Here is a 20,832-nt window from a genome sequence, read left to right on the forward strand (position 1 = left end):
TGCAGCAGTTTTGACCCGAAGCTTCGCAATCTGTGATTTCCCGTCTGTTGCCCGTCCGTGAACCACGTGTTACTCAGGTTTCTTTTGTTTCGGCGGTGTCGCCTGGGGAAGTGCCCCCGGTGGCTCATTTCGACACACCCGGCGCGCCTGGCGTGCCGGACAGGCCGGGCCCGCCCGCCGCCGACCGGCGGGCGACCGCGTGCGCGTTCAGCAGTGAGTCGAATCCCGCGGCGCGGATCCGGCGCACCAGCTCGTCGTATGTCGCCCCCAACGCCTCGGCCGTACGCCCGAGATGCCAGTCGTGGGCGGCGAGCCGGGTCAGCAGATGGCCGCGTCTGATCTGTGCGTCGGAGAGCCGGAACGTCTTGAGATACGCCGTACGCCCCTTGTGGTCGTTGATGAGTTCCCCGATGTGCTGCTCCTGCCCGCTCCGGTCGAACGGCGGGAGGAAACGGTGCAACGCGTACGAACCCATTCTGTACACGCGCTCGAAAGAGTATGACGTCGACAGAAGTTGACGGGTGAGCACCGCTTCATGCATCTCGCTCCACGCGCGCTCCTGCGCCCGCGCCGCGGCCCGCAGATCGGCGAGCGTCTCCAGATGGCGGCCGTCGCGGATCCGCGCCTCGAACTCGGCCACCGGGGCGCCGAAGAACGCGTACTGATGGACCAGTTCCCCGTACAGGTCCTCCACCAGGCTCGGGTGCAGGGCGCGGTAGTCGTCGGGGTGCGGTACGACGAAGGCGGCGGCGAGCGAGTCCGCCGTGTAGACCATCACCCCGCACTGTCCGGGATGGATCTCGAAGACCCGGAGAGCGTCGGCGAGCCCCCGGACACCGAGGCCGAGATAGGCGGCCTCGGCGCGCGGGGAGAGTCCCTGCCGTATCGCCCGCTGGGACCACTCGTCCCAGGCGATGGACGGTCCGCCGAAGTGCAGCGACAGAAATCCCTCCAGGGCGAGATGCAGCGGCAGGAAGCGGCAGCGCGTGGCGGCGGCCGTACGGGACAGGCCCTTGCCGCCCTTTCCGGCCTTCGCGCGCTTCACCATCCGGTGATGACGGCGTACGGGCACGGCGTCGGGACGGTTGTCGGCGGGCCGGTTCCCGTCGCCGAGCTGAGTGCCGTACGCGGCCTCCTGGCCGCCGTCGCCCGACCAGTCGGCGACGAAACCGTGCGGGATGTACGAGACATAGCGGGTGTCCGGGCCCACCTGGACCTCGCCGTACCCCTCGTAGATCCGGCGGTGCAGCCGCAGACCGGGCAGCGGCTCCGCGCGCACCAGCGGTACGAGACGGATACCGCCCCAGACCTGGGCGGGGCGCGTGATCAGACCGCTGAGATCGAGCCGGGTCATCGTCCCTCCGAGAGGATCTCGTCGCGAGTGCTCCCACCGTTACCGCTGTCCCCGCTACTGCTACGGCTCCTGCCGCTCCCGCCGCTTGTGCTCCCGCCCGCGCTCGGAACGATGTCCCCGCCGGGGAAACGGCAGAACGGGTCGTCGTCCACGAAGCGCTGTACCCGACGGTCCAGATACGCCCGTAGCTCGGCCAGGCCCGTACGGCCCTCCGCGAACTGCGCGATCTCCACCAGCGCCGGCAGATCCTCGGCGTCCCGTATCCCCGCCGTCGGTACGCTCGGTGCCAGCCTGCGTACGTCGAAGCCGTCCGCGTCGTATACGGGGTTCAGATGAACCGCGCTCGTCCTTCCCTCCCGGTCGAGCCGGGTACGCCACACCCGCAGCACCTCGCCCGCCAGTCCGGGCGGCGCGTTGTCCCAGCCGTCCGAGACGATGACGAGCCGGTCGGGCGCCTGGTCGAGCGCGTCGATGATCCGGGTGCCGAGCGGCGTCGGTCCGTACGGGCGCACCAGCAGCGGGTCCACGCACCCCGAGGTCCACAGCGGGGTGTACGAGCCGGGGGCCGCCAGCGCGTCCAGCAGAAAGTGGCAGGACAGGGCGGTGGCGAGCGGGCGGCGGCGCTTCTCGCCCGATCCGGACGAGGAGTAGCTGTCGTCTAGCACGGCGGCGACCCGTCCCCAGGTCCCGGTGTACGGACCGGCCGCACGGCGCGCGGCCGTACGGAGGGCACGGGTCAGCTCGGCCCGGCGCCGCATCCGCTCGTCCATGGCCAGGGACAGGACGTACAGCGCGAGCCGGGTCAGCGGCATGACGGTCAGATCGGTCCGGGCCTCGGGGGCGCTGTCGGCGTCGGTGCCGTTGGCGCCGACAGCGCTCCCCGCCAGGACCGAGCGCTGCGTACGGAGCCGCTCCAGCCGGGTCATCCGGGGCTCCATCCGCTCCAGGAACGCGCCGCGCGGGATGCCGTGCTTGACGGCGAATCCCTCGGCGACGGTGAACGGCAGCTCGTAGAGCGCGCCCTGCTCGAAATGGGCGCGGCGGTAGGCGTCCAGCAGTCCGTGCTCGTACCGCTTGCGGCGGCCGGGCTCGAAGAGGAAGTCACCAAGCTCGGCCGTCCCCGAGGTAGCCGTCCGGGAGGCGGTCGTTCCGGAGGAGAGGGGGAGATGGAAGTGGCGCGCGGCGGACTTGAGACCGTTGCGGTACTTCACCGCGTCGTGCCCCAGATCCGGCCGGGTGGCCAGCCACTCGCGCAGGATGGCGCGGGTCCGGCGGTTGCCGACCCCGGCGGCCCGCAGCCCGCGGAAGAGCCGGTAGACACGCTGCGGCGGCAGCATGGTCAGCCGCCTGGCGATCAGCCGCCCCTCCACGCGCTTCTCCTCCGGACCCGCTGCGCGCGGTGTGCGCAGCAGCGCCTCGATGATCAGGACCGCGTTGTGGTCGTTGATGTCGAGCGCGAGCGAGGCGGCGTACACCGGGCGGTAGTTGACCCGTACGTACTCATGCAGAAAGGCGAGCGAGAGCCGCTGCGCGTGCGCGCCCGAGTGGAACTCGCGCTGCCCGGTCGCCGTGACGGCCGCGTTGACGAAGAGCAGTACGTCCTCGGCCGCGATCAGATCGGAGAATGTCTCCGCCATGGTGTGTCCCCCGCGTCCCCTGTGCCCGCCGGAATCGACGGGTGCCGGCCGGGGCATGGAGGCGCGAACAGCGAAATCACTGCTTTACGAGGCAAGTCCCGGAAGTCGCACCGGAGGCCCGCGGCCGGCCCGTGCAACGTAACACCGGTCGTGGGGCGGGGGCCCACCGATTTACCGTCCCCCGCGCCTCCTGTGCCGTATGGGCACGGGGCACACTGAGCGGCATGAGCAAGCCACGTATCGGACTCCTCGGCGCCGGCCCCTGGGCGGAGCGTACGCACGCCCCCGCCCTCGCCGCCCATCCCGGAATCGAATTCAGCGGTGTCTGGGGGCGGCGCCCCGAGGCCGCCGCAGCCCTCGCCACCGCCCATGACACCACCGCGCACTCCGGCGAGGAGGGCCTCGACGCCCTCTTCGCCGAGAGCGACGCCATCGCCTTCGCCCTGCCGCCGGACATCCAGGCCCCGCTGGCGGCGCGGGCAGCCGCCGCCGGACTCCATCTGCTGATGGACAAGCCGGTCGCGACGACCGTGGCCGGGGCGCGCGAGGTCGCGGACGCGGCGGCGGCCGCGGGCGTCTCGTCCGTCGTCTTCTGCACCCTGCGCTTCGCCCCCGGGACCGCGGGCTGGATCGACGAGCAGGCCGCGAAGGGCGGCTGGTTCACCGCCCACGCGTACTGGCTCGGCGCCCTCTACGGCACGGGCGCGGACAGTCCGTACGCCGCGTCCCCCTGGCGCCGTGAGAAGGGCGGACTGTGGGACGTCGGCCCGCACGCGCTGTCGGCCCTGATCCCGCTGCTCGGCGATGTCACCGAGGTGACGGCCGTACGGAGCGAGCCCGACCTCACCCATCTGGTGCTCCGGCATGTGTCCGGTGCGGCCAGCACGGTGGCGCTGACGCTGAGCGCGCCGGAGGCGGGATCGGGCTCGGGTGTCGAGGTGCGCGGCGAGCACGGTACGGCGGTGCTGCCGACGGAGTGGGGCGACCCGGTCGACTCGTTCCGCGCGGCGACCGACGCACTGCTGGAGTCGGTCCGTACGGGTCAGCCGCACGCCTGCGACGTACGGTTCGGGCTGCGGCTGACCGAGATCCTGACGGAGGCGGAGGCGGAGGCGAAGGCCCAGCAGGCGCGGCAGAAGGCCTGATCCGGTCGGGCCGGCCCGGCTGGTCCGGCTGGTCCGGCCGGCCGACCGGCCAGCCGACCAGCCGGACAGGACCTAGCCGGTCTGGCCGGCGCTTTGGACGCGTTCGATCAGGGCGTTGCGGATCAGGAACTTGCCCGGTTCGCGGACCTGCTCGAACGCGGCGTCGTTCAGCAGGGCGCAGCTCCCGGAGGGTGAGGCGACCCGTACCGTCGTGGACTTGTCGTTGTCGAGATTGGTCACGCGGAGCGTCGTGCCGACGGGGAACTGATTGCTGGACGCGGCCGGGGCGCCCGCCTCGCCGGAGAGGGTGACGGTGGAGCCCGCGCAGACGACTTCGCCGTCGCCCTCGCCGACACCGTCACTGTCACCGGGGCCGGTGGGGGGTTCGGCGGCGGCAGGCGGTTCCTCCGCCGGGGGCTGTTCCATGACGGGCGGGACCGGCGGCCGCGCACCGCCTTCCGCCTGGCCGCCTTCCGCCTGGCCGCCTCCGGCCTGGGCACCTCCCGCAGGGGCACCTCCGGCCTGGGCGTCCTCACCACCGCTTCCCTCGCCGGCCTCGCATCCGGAAGCCGCCTGCTGGACCTTGATCTGCTCGATGACGGCGACGCGGTTGGCGATCCGTGCCTCCGACTGCGCGTCCGGCTCGGCCCGCTGCCCGGCGATGAAGTTCTCGTTGTTGCCCAGGGCCGTCGCCAGCCCGTCGCAGACCACCGACGCCTGGCCGGTGCCGGTCATCACCACCGCCGTACCGCCCACCAGCGCCACCGACGCGGCGAGCAGGGCCAGTTTCTTCCTGGGGCTGAAGGTCTTCTTACGGGACACGTGTGGGGGCTCCTGTCCCCGGCCGCGTGGGGGCGGGCCGGCTGGTTCCGTGTGCCGTTACGTACGGACGGTCCGGCCGTTCCGCTCAACCGCCCCATCGGTAACTTCCGCCACGGCGAACGGTGTTCACCCCGGCGGCGGTGCCCGGCACAGTGTGTCGAGTGCCGCCCGGCAGAGACGCTTCCGGCTACGGGGTGGCTCGCGGGCCGACTGCCGCTGCTGCTGCCGAGGGGATCCCCGCCTCGTCCAGCAGCCGGTGCATATGGTCGACGGGCAGCGCCGGATTGGCGGCGGCGTACGCGACCAGGAGCACGTCCGCCAGCAGGTCCCGGATCCGCTCCGGAGGGAGTCGCGGATGCCCCGCGGCGGCTCGTGCCACCTCCCGGTCGGGGTCCCGGGTCAACCGGTCGACCAGCGCGGACGGCGCGTCCGGGTCGCGCAGGGCCAGATACCGCAGAGCCGGATCCGGGTCCTCCGCGAAGCGCGCGGCCAGCCCCTTCCTCGGGAAACGCGGATGGTCGAGCAGGTCCGAGCGGGTGAGGCCGTGCCACTCGGCGTAGACGCGGAGCAGAAGCTCCGGGGGCGGCTCGGGGTGGAACTCGCACAGGAGGAGCCGTACGGCGAAGTCCTCGTCGCGCGCCAGCCGTTCCACCGTGTCGAGGGGGAGCAGCGAACTCCTGGCGGCACTGCGGCGCAGCCATGGATGCGCGGACGCGGCGCAGCGGCGCAGGATGTCGACATCCGCGTTCTCGTGCGCCCGCTGGACCCACTCCAGGACGGGAAGACGGGCGGAGGCATCGACCGTGTAGTCGATCGCCGCACGCTCCGTCTCGGTCAACTCGGGCCGCGCCGAGACGTACAGCCGTACGCCCGGGTCCGGATCGGTGGCCAGCCGGGCCACGAGATCGGCGGGCAGCGACGGATTCTCGGCCGCCCACCGCCGTACGGTCGCGTCTCTGTGGAGGGCGATGAGCTCGGCCGTCCCACGATCGAGCAGTCCTCGTCGGGCCGCTCGGTCACGGTCCCCGTCATCGTTCGCCCCGTCATCGTCCAGGTCGTCCAGGTCGTCCAGGTCGTCCGGGTCGGTCGAGCCGGCCGGGTCGGTCAAGCCGGTCAGCAGCCGGGCGGTGAGCGCGGTGTCCCGTACACACTCGTTGAGCGCGGCCTCCTGCCGTATGTCCGGATCGGGGTCTCGCAGCAGAGCCGCCCGCACCGGTTCCGTCAGCCGCTCCCAGACCTGGCAGGCCGTGATCCGTGCCGCCGGATCGGCGTCGCTCGCGAACCGGGCCCGTAGTGGCGCGGGCAGTGGGGACCCGATGAGCGCGGTACGTACGGCAGGCTCGGGGTCGGCGAGCAGGCGCTCGTACGTGCTGTCGGGCAGCGGTACGGCCTCCTCGCGGAAACGCCGCCGCCCTTTCGCCAAGGCGAGCCGTACCTCGGTCGACGGATCGTCGACGAGCCGTGCGAGCCGTGCGAGTCGGGCGGGAGCGGCGTGGCGGGCGCGCGCGAAGTCGGCGCGGAGCCGTGCGTCGGGATGGCACACGATGGCGTCGGCCACCGGCGGGGGAAGCTCCCGTCGCTCCGTGAGCCAGTACCAGAAGATCTCCGCCTCGGGCGCGAGCAGACGCAGCAGCACGCTGCTCGGCGCGGCGGGATTGGAGGCGATGCCCTTGAGCACCCCGCCGTACGGTCCGGCCATACCGTTCCCCTCTCTCCTCTCCCTGCTCTCGGTCTCCGCACCGGCTCCGTGTCGCGTGTCCCAACCGTACCGACGGGCACGTGCGAGACACCCGTTCCAGATACCGTCAAATGCCCTCTGGCCAGGGGCGATTGTCAGTGGGGGGCAGTAAAATGGGGGTAGTTCGTGAGGGTCCAACCACCGCGCCGGGAGGTCGCCGATGGCCGTTGCCACAATCACGACGAAACTCTTCGAGACTCAGCCCACCGCGCCCACCATCGTCCGTAAACCACTGCCCGCGGGTCAGCCGCGGGAGTGGTACGAGACCCATAACCGCCGGCTCAAGGCCATGCGCCTCGCCATCGCCCTGCTCGACTCGGGCGTGTACCACCCGGCGAACGCGACCAACCGCAGGATCCGCGGCACGGCTGCCCGGATCGGGATCCACCCGCCGTCCGACACCACCTGCCGCATGGTGCGAGCCCTGATCCGCTAGTCCGGGGGGCCGCAAGTCCGCTGGTCCGCTGAAGCACAGCGCGGGACGTACGGGCTCTCCGGTCCGGAAGGAAGGGACCGGAGAGCCCGATGCGCGGCCGGTGTCCCGCGGTCACGAGCCGGAATCAGGCCCCGCATCACGCCTCGCGTCAAGCTCCGGATCAAGCGGCGGAATCACGACCCGGAGATCCAGGGCCTGGTCTCCACGGTGTGCAACCGCCCCTGTGTCAGCGCGAACTGCGGCAGGGACACCTCATACTCCTCCGCGATGGCGTCCAGTGCCTCGTACTCGTCATCGGGGTCCAGCGAGAGATCTTCGGATCCGGGGAAGAGATCCTCCGGGTCGAGGGTGTCGGGGAGGGTTCCCCACTCATCGATGTCCCCGCCGTGCACCGTGAATCCGTACAGGCGCTCTCCGTCCTCGGCGTACGAGAAGTGGAATGTGCCCGGCATCTCCTGCGGCCCGCTGCCCCTCTCGACCCACACCAGGACGGACGCCGTGCCCAGGGAGGCGATCTCACCCAGCTCAAGCGCGGTGTCGGACAGTCCGGCCCGGAAGGACTCCGGCCCCTCCGAACTCCCCGGACTTCCCGAACTCCCCGGGTGTTCCGCGCCCTCCGCGCCCTCCTGTCCCTCCGCGCTCCCCGGACCGATGCCGTCGCTCACGAAGGCGAAGCTCCACCCGCTGTCGCCTCCGCACCATCCGACACGGGCCGCTCCCCCCGCCTCCCGCTCGTCGGCGGGCGCCGACAGCGTCACCGGCCGGCCAGGCTTCCGCGCGATCCGTACGGCCAGATCCTCGGGCGAGACGTCCTCGACGAGAAGGAACCGGTAGGAGCCCCGCTCCTGCCCGTCGTCGGCGAGCCAGGCCAGTCCGTCGAGGGCCGGCTCATCCGGTTCCTCGCTCTCCACCAGACCCTCCTCCCGCCCCTCACCTCGGGGCGTTTCAAGGATGTACCGGCCGCGCTCAGGTGTGATCACCGGTCCGAGGAAGGGATCGGCGAGCAGCCCGACGGGCGCTATGTGCTCGCCGCCGCGCGGCTCCCAGTCGGCCACGGCGTCCGCGATCGTGTCCCACGCGGCGTCCGTGTCGCCCCACCGCGCGTGCTCCCGCGCCGTCGCGACCGCCTTGCCGAAGGCCCCGGAGGGCTCGTAACGGAACGTACGCTCCGCGACCTCCCCGGAATCCATCTCCTCCAGCCCGGCCAGCGGCGCCAACTCCTCCACGTACAGCGGCCCGCCGCCCAGCATCGCCTCGATCTGGACGCGCAGCCCATGGGCACGGCCGCGGCCGCACCTGTCGGCCTCGACGAGCCTTTCGAGCCGGCCGTCGATGTCGTCCCCGCGCAGAGTGCCTGCGCGTGCCTCCTCGACATCGGCGTCGAGTTCGCGCGTCGTGGCGTTCACGAAGTCGGGGGAGTGGGCGTGGTTGCGGTGGAACTCCCGGAACAGCGCCTGCATCAGCTCCAGGAACGACTCGTACCGCTCAGGCTTCTCATCGGACCGGCCTCGATACAGATACGCCGCCCACTCCTCGTCGGCGTTCACCTCACGCGGGTCGAGCAGGACCTCGGCGTCCGACGTGACGGCCAGCTCAAGCCGCGCCCCCGCATCCGGCTCAAGCCCGGCCCCCGCGGCCGACTCAAGCGGCGCCCCGGCCTCCCCGTCGGAATCCGTCCCCGCCTCCCCATACCAGCGAAGCCCCTCCGCCGCCCCCAGCACCCCGATGTCCGTACCGGCCGCCCGCCAGCCGTCGGTGACCGCCAGGAACGACCGGTAGGTCAACGGCAACGCCACCCCCAGCCGCTCCTCCAACTCCTCGATCCGCTCCTCCGCCACAGCCGCGGAACCCAGCCATCGCGCCCCCGTCCCGGCCGAGTCCTCCCAGTCCGCACTCCACCGCTCAAGGAAGGGCCGCCAGTTGTAGATCTTCATGTCCTCCATCGTGCCAGCGCCCACTGACAACCGACACCCAACGGTCCGCAAACCCGCGAGGCTCGATGGACACCGACGCGGGGCGCCGTCCGCGCGGGCGCGAGATGGCGTTCGCCGTACGATCCTCCACTTGTCCGTCTGTCGCCGTGGGTGTCAATTCCCGGTGCCGTCCACGATCACCGGCGTACCGTTCGAGCCCGAACCGCACGGCACCGCGTAGACCGGATTCGCCTTCGAGGCTTCCTTGAAGGCCTCGATGCACTGGTTCCGCAGGACCCGCTCGGTGAGCGACCGTTCCAGGATCGCGTTGGCCTTGGCCACGCCCTCGGCCTCGATACGCCGGCGCTCCGCCTCGGCCTTCGCCGTACGCGCCGCCTCGACCGCGCGCTCGGTGGCCTGCTCCTGCTGGAGCTTCTTGTCTATCTGGGTCTGGAGCTGCTCGGACGGCCGCACATTGCGCAGATTGACATTGGTGACGTCGATACCACGCGGCTTCAGCCGCTCCTTGATCGTTGTCTCGATCTCCGAGGCGATGGCCTGCCGGCCGGAGACATAACCCTCCTCGCTCTTGTGCTTGGCGAAGACATCGCGGATGATCTCGCGGCTGTCCGGCAGCACCAGCCGCTCCTGGATCGCGTCCTGGCTGCCCGCGAGCCGGTAGAGCTCCACGGCGTTCTCGGGCGTGACCGCCCACTTGACGGTGACGTCCGCGTACAGCACCCCGCCCTGCGAGGAACGGACCTCGACCACGTCCTTGTCGTTGAGGTTGAGATCCACCGGACGGGTGGAGAACGTCGTCACGTCGGTGAAGGGCGTCTTCAGATGCATCCCGGACTTGAGCGGGGTGCCGGTCTTCCCGAAGAGGACCGGGACACCGACCTCGTAGGCGCTCACGACATACACGCAGCTGATGACCCCGAAGGCCAGCCCCGCCACTCCGGCCAGCACGGCGCCGAGCTTCCAGCCGACCGAGCGGCTGCGGGCGAGTACGGCCAGTACGACGGCCGTGATGATGAGCAATATGGACAGCACGAACATAGAGAGATCCCCCCGATGATGCGACGTGCGCGGTCCCGCGGCGGCTGTGCGGAAAATGCCCCCTGCCGCGGGTTGGCGCATCGTAGCCGGGCAGTCGGACGGATTGTGCGACGAGATGCTGTACGACCTTCAACAAACGCGTCACAAACCGTCTGAGCCGTCCGTCCGCAGGCGGGGGGCATCACGGGCGTCGGGCGCCGGGCGCCGAGCCGTCGGCGTCGCTTCCGCTTCGGTCCTCGGTCCCGCTTCGGTCCTCGGTCCCGCTACGGGTGCCGGCCTCGGTGCGGTCGTAGTCGAGCACCGCGTCGAGGTATTCGCCGATGGCGTCGCGGTTACGTGTCAGACACCGGATGCGGTCGGTCATCCGGTCGCGCTCGTGCCTCAGCGTGGCGATCATCTCGGGTGTCGCGTCGGGGAAGTAGATGGTCCGGGGCTTGTCGAGGCAGGGCAGGATCTGCTTGATGATCCGCGTGGGCAGTCCGGCGTCGAGCAGACCTCTGATCTGTGTGACCCGGTCCACGAAGCGCTCGTCGTACTCGCGGTAGCCGTTCGGGGAGCGGCGGGCGGCGATCAGCCCCTGCTCCTCGTAGTAACGGAGTAACCGGCGCGGGGTGCCGGTGCGTTCCGACAGCTCTCCGATGCGCATGTGACCGCCCTCACGTAGTGTCGTGTTGACCTTCTCATCAATGTGAGGGTTTGAGGATACGCATCGAGCGAAACCGCGCGGCACGCATACAGCGGGCATGAGGCATGAGGTGAGTTCCGATGGACAACCAGCTCTTCGACAACCAGCTCTACGACCAACGGCTCTACGACCAACGGCTCTTCGCCTACCGGCCGATCGTCGAACGGGAGCCGATCCGCTGGCCGGGCGGGGCCCGTATCGCCTTCTACCTGGCGTTGAACGTCGAGCACTACCGCATCGACCGCCCCTCGACGAGCATCTTCCCCGGTACGGCGGGGCTGGCGCCGGACCCGCTGAACTACGGCTGGCGCGACTACGGGCCCCGAGTGGGCATCTGGCGGCTGATCGAGAGCCTCGACCGGCACCGGATCCGCGCGAGTGTGATGCTCAACTCCGATGTCGCCGAGCGCTACCCGCAGATCATCAGGGCGGGCCGGGACCGGGACTGGGTATGGGCCGCCCACGGCAAGAACAACTCGATCTTCCAGGCCGGCATGGCCCCGGACGAGGAACGCGCGTATCTGACCGAGGTGATCGGCACCATCGAGAGCGCCACGGGCCGCCGCCCCCGCGGCTGGCTGGGACCGGCCCTCACCGAGACCTTCCGGACTCCGGAACTGCTCGCCGAACTGGGCCTGACCTACGTACTGGACTGGGCCAACGACGACCAGCCGTACCGCCTGAACGTCCCCGGCATGCTGAGCGTGCCGTACTCCATCGAGGTCAACGACATCACCCTCTTCGTCGGCAAAAGCCTCAGCGGTCCCGACTTCGTCCAGATCGTCAAGGACCAACTGGACCAACTCCACGCCGACGCGGCCACCAGCGGCCGTGTGATGTCCCTGGTCCTGCACCCGTTCGTCATCAACCAGCCCTTCCGCCACAAATACCTGGACCAGGCACTGGAACACATCGCCGGCCACCCCGGCGTATGGCTCACGACCACCGACGAGATCGCCGACCACTACACCCGCACCACCACCGACACCTTGCCGACCCCATAACCGTCCGGCCCCGGCCCCGGACCCGGACCCGGTCCCACTCCCACCCCCACTCCCACAGTTCGCGCCGCGAACGCCGCTACCTGCGCGGACACCAGATCAAGCACGCCCTTCCGGAATCGCTCGCGGGCCTCCTGTACACCTCGACCGCCACGACCGCTGGGCTTCGTCGTCGCCCCGGCCGTGAGCGGTGGCAAACGCGGCTGCTCGTAACGCTGTTACCGCTGGTGACGGTCGTCAGGATGTGTGGGTGGTCGGGGGCTTCAGGGTTCCCTGGGCTGCCCGGCTGCCGCTGGGGCCGCCGCCAGGGCCGCGCAGGATGTGTGCGACGCCGACCGCGGCCAGGGTGCCGAGCAGGGGCGCGGTCAGATAGATCCACAGGTCCGACAGATGGCCGCTGACGAGAGCGGGCCCCACTGAGCGGGCGGGGTTCATGGAGGCGCCGCTGACCGGACCGGCCCACAGTCCGGCGAGCGCGACATAGGCCGCGACCCCGAACGCGGACAGCACTCCGATGTTCTGGGCGCTGGACGCGGTGCCGAGGATGGTGCTGACGAGACCCAAGGTGAGGACGGCCTCGATCACGAACGCCTGCCCTGGGCCGAATCCGGTGCCGGGCAGTGTGGTGCCCAGATGCGCGGTGGTGCCGAAGAGGGCGCGCAGTACGAGGGCGGCCAGCAACGCGCCGGCGAGCTGGGCGAGCACGTATCCCGGGACCCGCCGCCAGCCGAAGTCGCGGCGCAGCGCGAAGGAGAGGGTGGCGACGGGGTTGAGGTGGGCGCCGGAGACGGCGCCCATGAAGAGGATCACCGCCAGCACCGTCAGGGCCGGCGCGGTGACGCCCGCGGCTCGGCCGATCGCGCCCCGCGTGGTGGTGTCGAGGACGCCGGCCCCCGCGCCGGCCAGCACGAGCAGGAACGTGCCGAACAGCTCGCTGAACAGACGCCGCCATTCGAAGCTGAGGTTGTCGAAGTCCCGCGCCCAGATCGGTTCACGTTCCAGCAGGTCGGCTACGGGCGCGGGATGCCGGGCCCGTACGAGCGCTTCGACGTTCGGCCCCGACGGCCGGCCACCGGAGGCGCTCCCGCCGTCACCCGTCGACGCCGGCATTACCCGACGGCCGCGGCGGGAAGGCTGACGATGCGGCAGGGAACATCGGTGTCCTCGTTCAGGTGGTAGCTGGCACACACACGGTGATAACCGTCGGCGATCTGCAAGGAGCGGCCCGTGGCCAGGTCTCCCCGCACCAGCAGGACGGGCGACAGCGACACGCCGTCGGCGCTCTTCTTCACATCCTTCGCGACCTCCGGGTCGTCCACCGCGAGCAGCGGCAGACGCGCCGCGCGCAGCAGGTCCTTCGCCGGGTGGGTCACCGTCGATGCCTGGGACAGCAGGCTCGTCAGCACCTCCGCCGTGTCCGGGGACACGATCAGCCGCAGATAGGACTCGGCCGCCGGATAATCGTGCGCGGCCGGCTCACCCGCCCACGTCACCGTCGCCTTCTTCGCCATCGCGCATCCCTTTCCGGCCATCGGCGGTCACCCACGGCGACCGTCCACTCACAAGCAGTCTCTCTCGGCCGCTTCCCCGGCACACGCCGGACGATCACCTGCCACCCGACGCAGGCACCGCCACGCGCCGGGCCGGTCCGTTCGGGTTACGGGCCTCGTCCGTGGTGTCGGGCAAAGGCGAAGGGGACGCGGACCGATACGAACGAGCCCCTACTCGCCGACGCAACTGCGTACCCCGGCCATGGCTCTCCGTTGACCAGACCGACGCCGTAACCGCGCGCGCTGGCGGCGGCGCCTGCTCAGCGACGGCAGATCAAAATGCCGCCCTTGCAGGTGATCTCGAACGCCCCGTGCCGGGCGATGTGGTCGTCGAGGAGGGCACGGGCCCGCTCGATGGTCGCGTCGAAGGGCACGTCGTGCTGGTCCGCCCATGCCTGGTAGGAGGCCAGGTACGCGATCACCGGTTCGGGGTCGCGGACCGTGATGGTGCCGGGCAGTTCGATCGTCTCCACACGGCCGAACTCCTCCCCGAGGAGGGAGGGAGCCTTCTCCAAGGTGAAGCGGGCGCCGAGCGCGATGCGTGCGGGTCCGCGTCCGGTGCCGAGGACATCGCCTGCGGCCCGTTGCCACAGGTCGTCGAGTTCGGCCTTGTCACCGTCGCTGTTGGTGGAGGCGATCACCAGCCCGTCACGGGCCACCACCCGGGACAGCTCCTCGACCACACGAGGGATGTCGGGGACGTGGTAAAGCATGTGCAGCGCCAGGGCGGCGTTGACGCTCCCCGTGGCCAGCGGCAGGCGGTTGGCGTCCGCCACGGCGACCGGGCCGGGGACGCCGGCGAGGATGCCGGGGGCGATGTCCAGGCCCAGCAGGGTCAGATCGGGCCGGTCCTGGCGGAGTCGCTGGATGAACGTGCCGTTGCCGCAGCCGACATCGACCACGCGCCCGCGCACGCCGCTCAGCTGCTCGGCGACGATGCCCGGCAGGTCATGGCGCGGGGTCTGCCACTGGTAGAGCCGCTGGCGTGCGGCCAGGTCTCGGTCGCTGCTGTAGGCGCTCCCGGCGAGGCGGCGCCGGTCGGTGGCGGCGGCGTCATGTGCGGCGGAGAGGTCGGTCACGTCGGCGGCTCCGGGGGACGGGCGGCGGGCGAGACCGCGAGGACGGCCGTGTGCTGGAGCCGTTCGCGCAGGCGTGCCGCCTCCGCGGCTCCACCGTACTGCGGCCCACTCAACTCCCAACCCGGCGCGGTGAGAGCCGCCGCACGATGCTGGCCGCGGCATACGCCCCAGCGGGGAGTCGAGGACGAAGCCGAGCACCGCCCCGGCGCCTCCCAGGTCGTCCGGGAGCAGATGGCCGCGGGCCACGTCGACATCGGGCGGCGCAGACGAAGAAGTCGGCGAGGGCCGTTACCCCATTTCAGGGAGAACGACCCTCGCCGACTTCTGACGCCAAGTCAGAGACTTGACCGGCCGGTGCACACCCGGTGCACTACAGCACGTCTCCGGACCTTGGGCCCAGGCGCCCGGCCCCGCGGTTTAGATGTCGAAGTACAGCTCGAACTCGTGTGGGTGCGGGCGGAGTTGGATGGGGGCGATTTCCTTGGTGCGCTTGTAGTCGATCCACGTCTCGATCAGGTCCGAGGTGAAGACGCCGCCGGCCTGGAGGTATTCGTTGTCCGCTTCCAGGGCGTCGAGGACGTCCGGGAGGGAGGTGGGGACCTGGGGGACGCCCGCGTGCTCTTCGGGGGCCAGTTCGTAGAGGTCCTTGTCGATCGGCTCGGCCGGCTCGATCTTGTTCTTGATGCCGTCGAGGCCCGCGAGGAGGAGGGCGGAGAAGGCCAGGTACGGGTTCGAGGAGGGGTCCGGGGCGCGGAATTCCACGCGCTTGGCCTTCGGGTTCGAGCCCGTGATCGGGATACGCATCGCCGCGGAGCGGTTGCGCTGCGAGTAGACCAGGTTGACCGGGGCCTCGAAGCCGGGGACCAGGCGGTGGTACGAGTTCACCGTCGGGTTGGTGAACGCCAGCAGCGACGGGGCGTGCTTGAGGATGCCGCCGATGTAGTAGCGGGCGGTGTCCGAGAGGCCCGCGTAGCCCTGCTCGTCGTAGAAGAGCGGGGTGCCGCCCTGCCACAGGGACTGGTGGACATGCATACCGGAGCCGTTGTCACCGAAGATCGGCTTGGGCATGAAGGTCGCGGTCTTGCCGTTGCGCCAGGCGACGTTCTTCACGATGTACTTGAAGAGCATCAGGTCGTCGGCGGCGGCGAGCAGCGTGTTGAACTTGTAGTTGATCTCCGCCTGGCCGGCGGTGCCCACCTCGTGGTGCTGGCGCTCGACCTGGATGCCGGACGCCTCCAGCTCCAGGGAGATCTCGGCGCGCAGGTCGGCGAAGTGGTCGACCGGCGGGGCCGGGAAGTAGCCGCCCTTGTAGCGGACCTTGTAGCCGCGGTTGTCCTCGATCGCTCCGGTGTTCCAGGCGCCGGCCTCGGAGTCGATGTGGTAGAAGCCCTCGTTCGCGGTGGTGTTGAAACGCACGCTGTCGAAGACGTAGAACTCGGCCTCCGGGCCGAAGTACGCGGTGTCCGCGACGCCGGTGGAGGCGAGGTAGGCCTCCGCCTTCTTGGCGATGTTGCGCGGGTCGCGGCTGTACTGCTCGCCCGTGATCGGGTCGTGGATGAAGAAGTTGATGTTCAGCGTCTTGTCGCGGCGGAACGAGTCGACACGGGCCGTCGACAGGTCCGCGCGCAGCGCCATGTCCGACTCGTGGATCGCCTGGAAGCCACGGATCGAGGAGCCGTCGAAGGCGAGCTCCTCCGTCGGGTCGAACGACTTCGCCGGGATCGTGAAGTGCTGCATCACGCCAGGCAGGTCGCAGAAGCGGACGTCGACGAACTTGACGTCCTCGTCCGCGATGAACTTCTTGGCCTCGTCGGCGTTCTGGAACATCCAGCTCCTCCTCCTCCCGTCCCAGGGAGGGGCGGGGGTTGTCGCTCGGTGGTGCGGCCAGTGCGGTGGCACACGCTGGACCCGACCATAGGTTTCCGGGATTTCTCAAGCATGACCCATTTGTTTCTCCCAAGTTAACCAGCCCGGGTGCGCGCCGGGGCGTACGACGGTCCCGCACCCCCGTTCCCTGGGCGCGGGCACCGCCGCAGTACCGTGGTCGGGTGGACAACAGGCAAGCAATCGGATCGTGGCTCTCCGGCCCCCGTGCGGCCGCCGAGGACATGGGTGTCGACTTCGGCCACCGGGGTGAGCGACTGGGGCTGCCGGAGCATGGGCCGGGCTCGGTGGCCCCTCTCGGACGGCGCTTCGGAGCCATCTTCGTCGACTGGGCGCTCTGCATGCTGATCGCATACGGGTTGCTCGCCGGCCGTGACTGGCAGGCGGCCGGCAACTGGGCCCTCGGAGTCCTGCTCGTCCTGAGCGTGCTCACCGTCGGTACGGTCGGCTTCACCCCCGGCAAGCGGATCTTCCGCCTGCGGGTGGTCGCCGAGGACGGCGGCAGGCTCGGCCTCGGCCGCGTACTCATCCGCAGCGTCCTGCTCTGCCTCGCGATCCCGGCCCTCGTCTGGGACCGCGACGGGCGCGGGCTTCATGACCGGCTCTCCCGTGCCGTGCAGGTGCGGATCTGAAACACCGGTCCGGGTCCAGTTCACGGGTCACGGGCCACGGGTCCGGACCACGGGTCCGGGTCACGGGTCTGTGGACATGGACATATGAGAGGGCGGCCCCGTCATTCGGGGCCGCCCTCTCGTCCGTCTCGTACAGTCGTCCGTCTCGTCCGGTCCGGCGCACGCGCCTGTCGTCGTGCGTACCGTCGTGCGTACGTCAGCGCATCTTTCCGCCCCGCGGCATCCTCATGCCCTTCGGCATCGGACCCTTCGGCAGCGGCATGTTGCTCATCAGATCGCCCAGCGCCCGCAGCCGGTCGTTGGCCGCCGTCACCTGGGGGCCCGCCAGGACACGCGGCAGCTTCAGCATGGTCGTACGCACCTTCTTCAGCGGCACCTGACCCTCGCCGTCGCCGACGATGATGTCGTGCACCGGCACGTCCACCACGATGCGTGCCATCCGCTTCTTCTCGGCCGCCAGGAGGGTCTTCACCCGGTTCGGGTTGCCCTCGCCCACCAGCACGATGCCCGCCTTGCCGACGGCCCGGTGGACGACGTCCTGGTTGCGGTTCATCGCCACCGCCGGGGTGGTCGTCCAGCCCCGGCCGACGTTCTCCAGGACTGCCGCCGCAGCGCCCGGCTGGCCCTCCATCTGTCCGAAGGCGGCCTTCTCGGCGCGGCGGCCGAAGACGATCGCCATCGCGAGGAACGCCAGGATGAAGCCCAGGATCCCCAGATAGACCGGATGGTTGATCAAGAAGCCGATCGCGAGGAAGACACCGAAGGTGACGATTCCCACACCAGCGACGACAAGACCGACCTTTGAGTCGGCCCGTCGGGTCATCTTGTAGGTAAGAGCGATCTGCTTCAGTCGCCCCGGGTTCGCAGCAGTGTCTGCGTTTTCCTTCCTCGCCATGCCCAGAGTTTACGTGGCGCGGGAAGTGGCCTTCGACACGGCCTCCATTACGTGCTGCGCCTCGACCCGGTCCTTGGCCCTGCGGCGGTCCTCCAGGACGGCCGTCCAGGCGTTACGGCGGGCCGTGCGCTGGCCGCCGCTCAGGAGCAGGGACTCGACGGCGCGCAGCGCGCCGGCGACGGAGGGCAGGACCGGAGTGGTCCGGAGGACCGGCGTGGTCCGGGGGGTGGCGGCCAACGCCTCGGTGACGGGTCGTACCGGCACTTCGGCGACGGGTCGTACCGGCGCGTCCTGCATGATGGCGATCCCCTCGCGAACGGGTCTGGTGCGGCGTGCACGAGCGTGCGCGGTGCGTAGAACCAGAGTCACTCACTGGTGTTACCAGGGCGTGACCGACCGGTCAAACGCGAATGAAACCCGGATACGCCCTGGATTCGGTCGGGGCCCCCGTACGGCCCGGAACGACGACGCGGCCCGTACGCGGCCCCCGACCTGCGGGGAGCGTACGGGCCGCCACACGACCTGCTCCACTGCTCAGTGGTCACTCGCGAGTCGCTTGTGCTCGGATTCACACAGCCGATCTGAAAAGCCGATCGGGGTCATACATAGGCCACTTGGCCCACGGCGTCGTGATGCCCGTTCAACGGCTTCGGCACGACGGTACGACGGCTCCGGCTCGACGACGCCGGCTCGACAACACCGGCTCGACGGCTCCGGCTCACCGACCGTGGCTCATACCGCCTGGCCGGCCACCGCCGCGCCCGCGACCGCCCCGCCACGGCGCTCCACCGCCTGCTGGTACAGCCGGCCCGCGCGGTACGAGGAACGGACCAGCGGTCCCGACATCACACCGGAGAAGCCGATCTCCTCGGCCTCGTCCTTCAGCTCCACGAACTCGTGCGGCTTCACCCAGCGCTCGACCGGGTGGTGCCGTACGGACGGCCGCAGATACTGGGTGATCGTGATCAGCTCGCACCCCGCCTCGTGCAGCTGCCGCAGCGCCTCGCTGACCTCGGCGCGCTCCTCGCCCATGCCCAGGATCAGATTGGACTTGGTGACCAGACCCGCCTCGCGGGCGCGCGTGATCACCTCCAGCGAACGCTCGTAACGGAACCCGGGCCTGATGCGCTTGAAGATGCGGGGCACGGTCTCGACATTGTGCGCGAGCACCTCGGGCCGGGACGAGAAGACCTCGGCGAGCTGCTCGGGCACCGCGTTGAAGTCGGGGATCAGCAGCTCGACCTTCGTACGGCCCGCCTCCCGCTCCGCCGTCTGCGTGTGGATCTGGCGCACGGTCTCCGCGTACAGCCAGGAACCGCCGTCCGCCAGGTCGTCACGGGCGACGCCGGTGATCGTGGCGTAGTTCAGATCCATGGTGACGACGGACTCGCCCACCCGGCGCGGTTCGTCGCGGTCCAGGGCGTCCGGCTTGCCCGTGTCGATCTGGCAGAAGTCACAGCGTCGGGTGCACTGGTCGCCGCCGATGAGGAAGGTCGCCTCGCGGTCCTCCCAGCATTCGAAGATGTTCGGACAGCCCGCCTCCTGGCAGACCGTGTGCAGCCCCTCGCTCTTCACGAGCTTCTGGAGCCGCTGGTACTCGGGTCCCATTTTCGCCCGGGTCTTGATCCACTCGGGCTTGCGCTCGATGGGGGTCTGGCTGTTCCGGACCTCCAGACGCAGCATCTTGCGTCCGTCGGGTGCGACAGCGGACACGTCCGGCACCTCTCTCTGCTGGCGCGGCATTCGATTCTTCGGCGAACACCAGGTTACGCCCGATATTTGCGTGGCATTACGTATGGCCAACCCATGGCCAGAGGGGCGCATTCCCATGCGTCGCGCCCCTGTCGCGCCCCGCCCTGCTCCGTTGCGCCGGAGGAGGACAAGCCGCACGGCGGTGGCGGCAGCTACGGCTCTGTGGTGCGCGGCGGCTACGCGCTCGCGCGCTCGATCTCGCGCGGCTTGAGCTCCGCGCTCTCCAGCACGTCCCGCAGATGCCGCTCCACCACGGGAACGACCTCCGCGATCGTGATCTCCCCGCCCAGCTCGTTCGAGAGCGAGGTGACCCCCGCGTCCCGGATCCCGCACGGCACGATCCGGTCGAACCAGGTGTTGTCCGGATTCACGTTCAGTGCGAAGCCATGCATGGTCACGCCCTTGGCGACCCGGATGCCGATCGCCGCCAGTTTCCGGTCCTCCCGGCGCTGGCCGGCGTTGGACGGCGCGTACTCGGGGCCGTTCAGCCGGGGGTCGAACTTCTCGTCCGCCAGACGCGGATCGAAGTCCAGCGACAGTCCGCCGAGCGCGGGACGCCCGTGCACCGGATCACCGAGCACCCACACCCCGCTGCGGCCCTCGACCCGGGTGGTCTCCAGGCCGAACTCCGCGACCGTACGGATCAGCGCCTCTTCGAGCCGGCGGACATGCGCCACCACATCGACGGGGCGCGGCAGTTTGAGGATCGGGTAGCCGACGAGCTGGCCGGGGCCGTGCCAGGTGATCTTCCCGCCGCGGTCCACGTCGATGACGGGGGTGCCGTCCAGCGGGCGTTCGCTGTCGGCCGTGCGCCGTCCCGCCGTATAGACCGGCGGGTGCTCCAGCAGCAGACAGGTGTCGGGAATCTCGTCCGCGAATCGGGCCGCGTGGACCCGGCGCTGCTCCTGCCATGCCTCCTGGTACTCGACGGCCTGCCCGCCGAATCCCAGTCGGACGTACCGCAGCTCACTCACGGCAGCCTCCTCAGAACCTTCATCGTGCACGTGTCGCGCCCTCGCCACTGTACGGCGGCTCCCGGCGGTGCGGCCGGGCAGGTGTTCCGGGGACTTCACGGACCCCCGGGCGGGCCTCGGACAGCCTCTCGTACGGAGCCTCGCACGGAGCCTCGCACGGACCCCCGCGCGGGCCTTCGCGCATGACTTCACCGGCTCTCCGGGAGTGCCTCTCTTCATCCTTTTCCGAGCCCCCTTCGTGGGCCCTGGCAAGCGCTCCCGTCAGCAAGGCCCTTG

The 20,832-nt window shown here is 70.2% G+C and carries 19 protein-coding genes; 4 read left to right on the forward strand and 15 right to left on the reverse strand.

Annotated elements, in window-relative coordinates; genetic code table 11:
- Positions 1-124: 124 nt before the first annotated feature.
- Entirely contained in the window at positions 125-1,354 is a 1,230-nt protein-coding gene (locus tag OG214_RS28025) for an ARPP-2 domain-containing protein (RefSeq protein ID WP_405986315.1), read from the reverse strand.
- A complete protein-coding gene (locus tag OG214_RS28030) occupies positions 1,351-2,991 on the reverse strand; it encodes a hypothetical protein (protein ID WP_405986316.1) in 1,641 nt (546 codons plus the stop codon). Before OG214_RS28030 ends, OG214_RS28025 begins: the two co-directional genes overlap by 4 nt.
- Positions 2,992-3,215: 224 nt before the next feature.
- Between OG214_RS28030 and OG214_RS28035 the strand changes: the two genes are divergently transcribed.
- On the forward strand, positions 3,216-4,136 hold the full coding sequence (locus tag OG214_RS28035) for a Gfo/Idh/MocA family protein (protein WP_405986317.1): 921 nt from the start codon (positions 3,216-3,218) through the stop codon (positions 4,134-4,136).
- 72 nt (positions 4,137-4,208) lie between these two features.
- Here OG214_RS28035 and OG214_RS28040 read toward each other — a convergent pair whose 3' ends face one another.
- Positions 4,209-4,958, reverse strand: coding sequence for a hypothetical protein (locus OG214_RS28040; protein ID WP_405986318.1), 750 nt, complete (start codon positions 4,956-4,958; stop codon positions 4,209-4,211).
- A gap of 187 nt (positions 4,959-5,145) precedes the next feature.
- Positions 5,146-6,657 carry a hypothetical protein gene (locus OG214_RS28045; RefSeq protein WP_405986319.1) on the reverse strand — a complete coding sequence of 504 codons (1,512 nt, stop codon included), beginning with the start codon at positions 6,655-6,657 and terminating at the stop codon, positions 5,146-5,148.
- Between the two features lie 199 nt (positions 6,658-6,856).
- Between OG214_RS28045 and OG214_RS28050 the strand changes: the two genes are divergently transcribed.
- Complete coding sequence (locus OG214_RS28050) at positions 6,857-7,132, forward strand: hypothetical protein (protein WP_363081079.1); 276 nt, start codon at positions 6,857-6,859, stop codon at positions 7,130-7,132.
- Positions 7,133-7,305: 173 nt separating this feature from the next.
- Here OG214_RS28050 and OG214_RS28055 read toward each other — a convergent pair whose 3' ends face one another.
- The 3 genes from OG214_RS28055 to OG214_RS28065 form a co-directional block, all read right to left on the reverse strand.
- A complete protein-coding gene (locus tag OG214_RS28055) occupies positions 7,306-9,066 on the reverse strand; it encodes an SMI1/KNR4 family protein (RefSeq protein WP_405986320.1) in 1,761 nt (586 codons plus the stop codon).
- Between the two features lie 153 nt (positions 9,067-9,219).
- Positions 9,220-10,104 carry a prohibitin family protein gene (locus OG214_RS28060; protein WP_405986321.1) on the reverse strand — a complete coding sequence of 295 codons (885 nt, stop codon included), beginning with the start codon at positions 10,102-10,104 and terminating at the stop codon, positions 9,220-9,222.
- 181 nt (positions 10,105-10,285) lie between these two features.
- Complete coding sequence (locus OG214_RS28065) at positions 10,286-10,750, reverse strand: MerR family transcriptional regulator (RefSeq protein ID WP_405986322.1); 465 nt, start codon at positions 10,748-10,750, stop codon at positions 10,286-10,288.
- 119 nt (positions 10,751-10,869) lie between these two features.
- Between OG214_RS28065 and OG214_RS28070 the strand changes: the two genes are divergently transcribed.
- Positions 10,870-11,793: a polysaccharide deacetylase family protein gene (locus tag OG214_RS28070; protein WP_405986323.1), complete on the forward strand. Its 924-nt coding sequence runs from the start codon at positions 10,870-10,872 to the stop codon at positions 11,791-11,793.
- Positions 11,794-12,027: 234 nt separating this feature from the next.
- Here OG214_RS28070 and OG214_RS28075 read toward each other — a convergent pair whose 3' ends face one another.
- The 4 genes from OG214_RS28075 to glnA all read right to left on the reverse strand — a co-directional run bounded on the left by OG214_RS28075 (position 12,028) and on the right by glnA (position 16,246).
- On the reverse strand, positions 12,028-12,900 hold the full coding sequence (locus OG214_RS28075) for an MIP/aquaporin family protein (protein WP_405986324.1): 873 nt from the start codon (positions 12,898-12,900) through the stop codon (positions 12,028-12,030).
- Positions 12,900-13,301, reverse strand: a complete 402-nt coding sequence (locus OG214_RS28080) for a hypothetical protein (RefSeq protein ID WP_363081085.1) — start codon at positions 13,299-13,301, stop codon at positions 12,900-12,902. Before OG214_RS28080 ends, OG214_RS28075 begins: the two co-directional genes overlap by 1 nt.
- 299 nt (positions 13,302-13,600) lie before the next feature.
- Positions 13,601-14,419, reverse strand: coding sequence for a class I SAM-dependent methyltransferase (locus OG214_RS28085; RefSeq protein WP_405986325.1), 819 nt, complete (start codon positions 14,417-14,419; stop codon positions 13,601-13,603).
- Positions 14,420-14,836: 417 nt separating this feature from the next.
- Entirely contained in the window at positions 14,837-16,246 is a 1,410-nt protein-coding gene (gene glnA, locus OG214_RS28090) for a type I glutamate--ammonia ligase (protein ID WP_363081088.1), read from the reverse strand.
- Positions 16,247-16,467: 221 nt separating this feature from the next.
- On the opposite strand from glnA, the gene OG214_RS28095 reads away from it, so the two are divergent.
- Positions 16,468-16,935, forward strand: coding sequence for an RDD family protein (locus tag OG214_RS28095; protein WP_405986326.1), 468 nt, complete (start codon positions 16,468-16,470; stop codon positions 16,933-16,935).
- A 196-nt stretch (positions 16,936-17,131) separates the two neighbouring features.
- Here OG214_RS28095 and OG214_RS28100 read toward each other — a convergent pair whose 3' ends face one another.
- From OG214_RS28100 to lipB, 4 genes are all read right to left on the reverse strand, one after another.
- A complete protein-coding gene (locus OG214_RS28100; protein ID WP_363081851.1) occupies positions 17,132-17,830 on the reverse strand; it encodes a DUF4191 domain-containing protein in 699 nt (232 codons plus the stop codon).
- 9 nt (positions 17,831-17,839) lie between these two features.
- Positions 17,840-18,067, reverse strand: a complete 228-nt coding sequence (locus OG214_RS28105) for a hypothetical protein (RefSeq protein ID WP_363081854.1) — start codon at positions 18,065-18,067, stop codon at positions 17,840-17,842.
- Between the two features lie 495 nt (positions 18,068-18,562).
- On the reverse strand, positions 18,563-19,543 hold the full coding sequence (locus OG214_RS28110) for a lipoyl synthase (protein WP_363081850.1): 981 nt from the start codon (positions 19,541-19,543) through the stop codon (positions 18,563-18,565).
- A gap of 215 nt (positions 19,544-19,758) precedes the next feature.
- A complete protein-coding gene (gene lipB, locus OG214_RS28115) occupies positions 19,759-20,556 on the reverse strand; it encodes a lipoyl(octanoyl) transferase LipB (RefSeq protein WP_405986327.1) in 798 nt (265 codons plus the stop codon).
- Positions 20,557-20,832: the final 276 nt, after the last annotated feature.

The organism is Streptomyces sp. NBC_00872, assembly GCF_045161915.1.
GTDB lineage: Bacteria > Actinomycetota > Actinomycetes > Streptomycetales > Streptomycetaceae > Streptomyces.

Coding starts and splice junctions, on each gene's coding strand:
- OG214_RS28025 (WP_405986315.1), bottom strand. CDS start 1,354: ATGACCCGGCTCGATCTCAGCGGTCTGATCACGCGCCCCGCCCAGGTC.
- OG214_RS28030 (WP_405986316.1), bottom strand. CDS start 2,991: ATGGCGGAGACATTCTCCGATCTGATCGCGGCCGAGGACGTACTGCTC.
- OG214_RS28035 (WP_405986317.1), top strand. CDS start 3,216: ATGAGCAAGCCACGTATCGGACTCCTCGGCGCCGGCCCCTGGGCGGAG.
- OG214_RS28045 (WP_405986319.1), bottom strand. CDS start 6,657: ATGGCCGGACCGTACGGCGGGGTGCTCAAGGGCATCGCCTCCAATCCC.
- OG214_RS28050 (WP_363081079.1), top strand. CDS start 6,857: ATGGCCGTTGCCACAATCACGACGAAACTCTTCGAGACTCAGCCCACC.
- OG214_RS28055 (WP_405986320.1), bottom strand. CDS start 9,066: ATGAAGATCTACAACTGGCGGCCCTTCCTTGAGCGGTGGAGTGCGGAC.
- OG214_RS28060 (WP_405986321.1), bottom strand. CDS start 10,104: ATGTTCGTGCTGTCCATATTGCTCATCATCACGGCCGTCGTACTGGCC.
- OG214_RS28065 (WP_405986322.1), bottom strand. CDS start 10,750: ATGCGCATCGGAGAGCTGTCGGAACGCACCGGCACCCCGCGCCGGTTA.
- OG214_RS28070 (WP_405986323.1), top strand. CDS start 10,870: ATGGACAACCAGCTCTTCGACAACCAGCTCTACGACCAACGGCTCTAC.
- OG214_RS28075 (WP_405986324.1), bottom strand. CDS start 12,900: ATGCCGGCGTCGACGGGTGACGGCGGGAGCGCCTCCGGTGGCCGGCCG.
- OG214_RS28080 (WP_363081085.1), bottom strand. CDS start 13,301: ATGGCGAAGAAGGCGACGGTGACGTGGGCGGGTGAGCCGGCCGCGCAC.
- glnA (WP_363081088.1), bottom strand. CDS start 16,246: ATGTTCCAGAACGCCGACGAGGCCAAGAAGTTCATCGCGGACGAGGAC.
- OG214_RS28100 (WP_363081851.1), bottom strand. CDS start 17,830: ATGGCGAGGAAGGAAAACGCAGACACTGCTGCGAACCCGGGGCGACTG.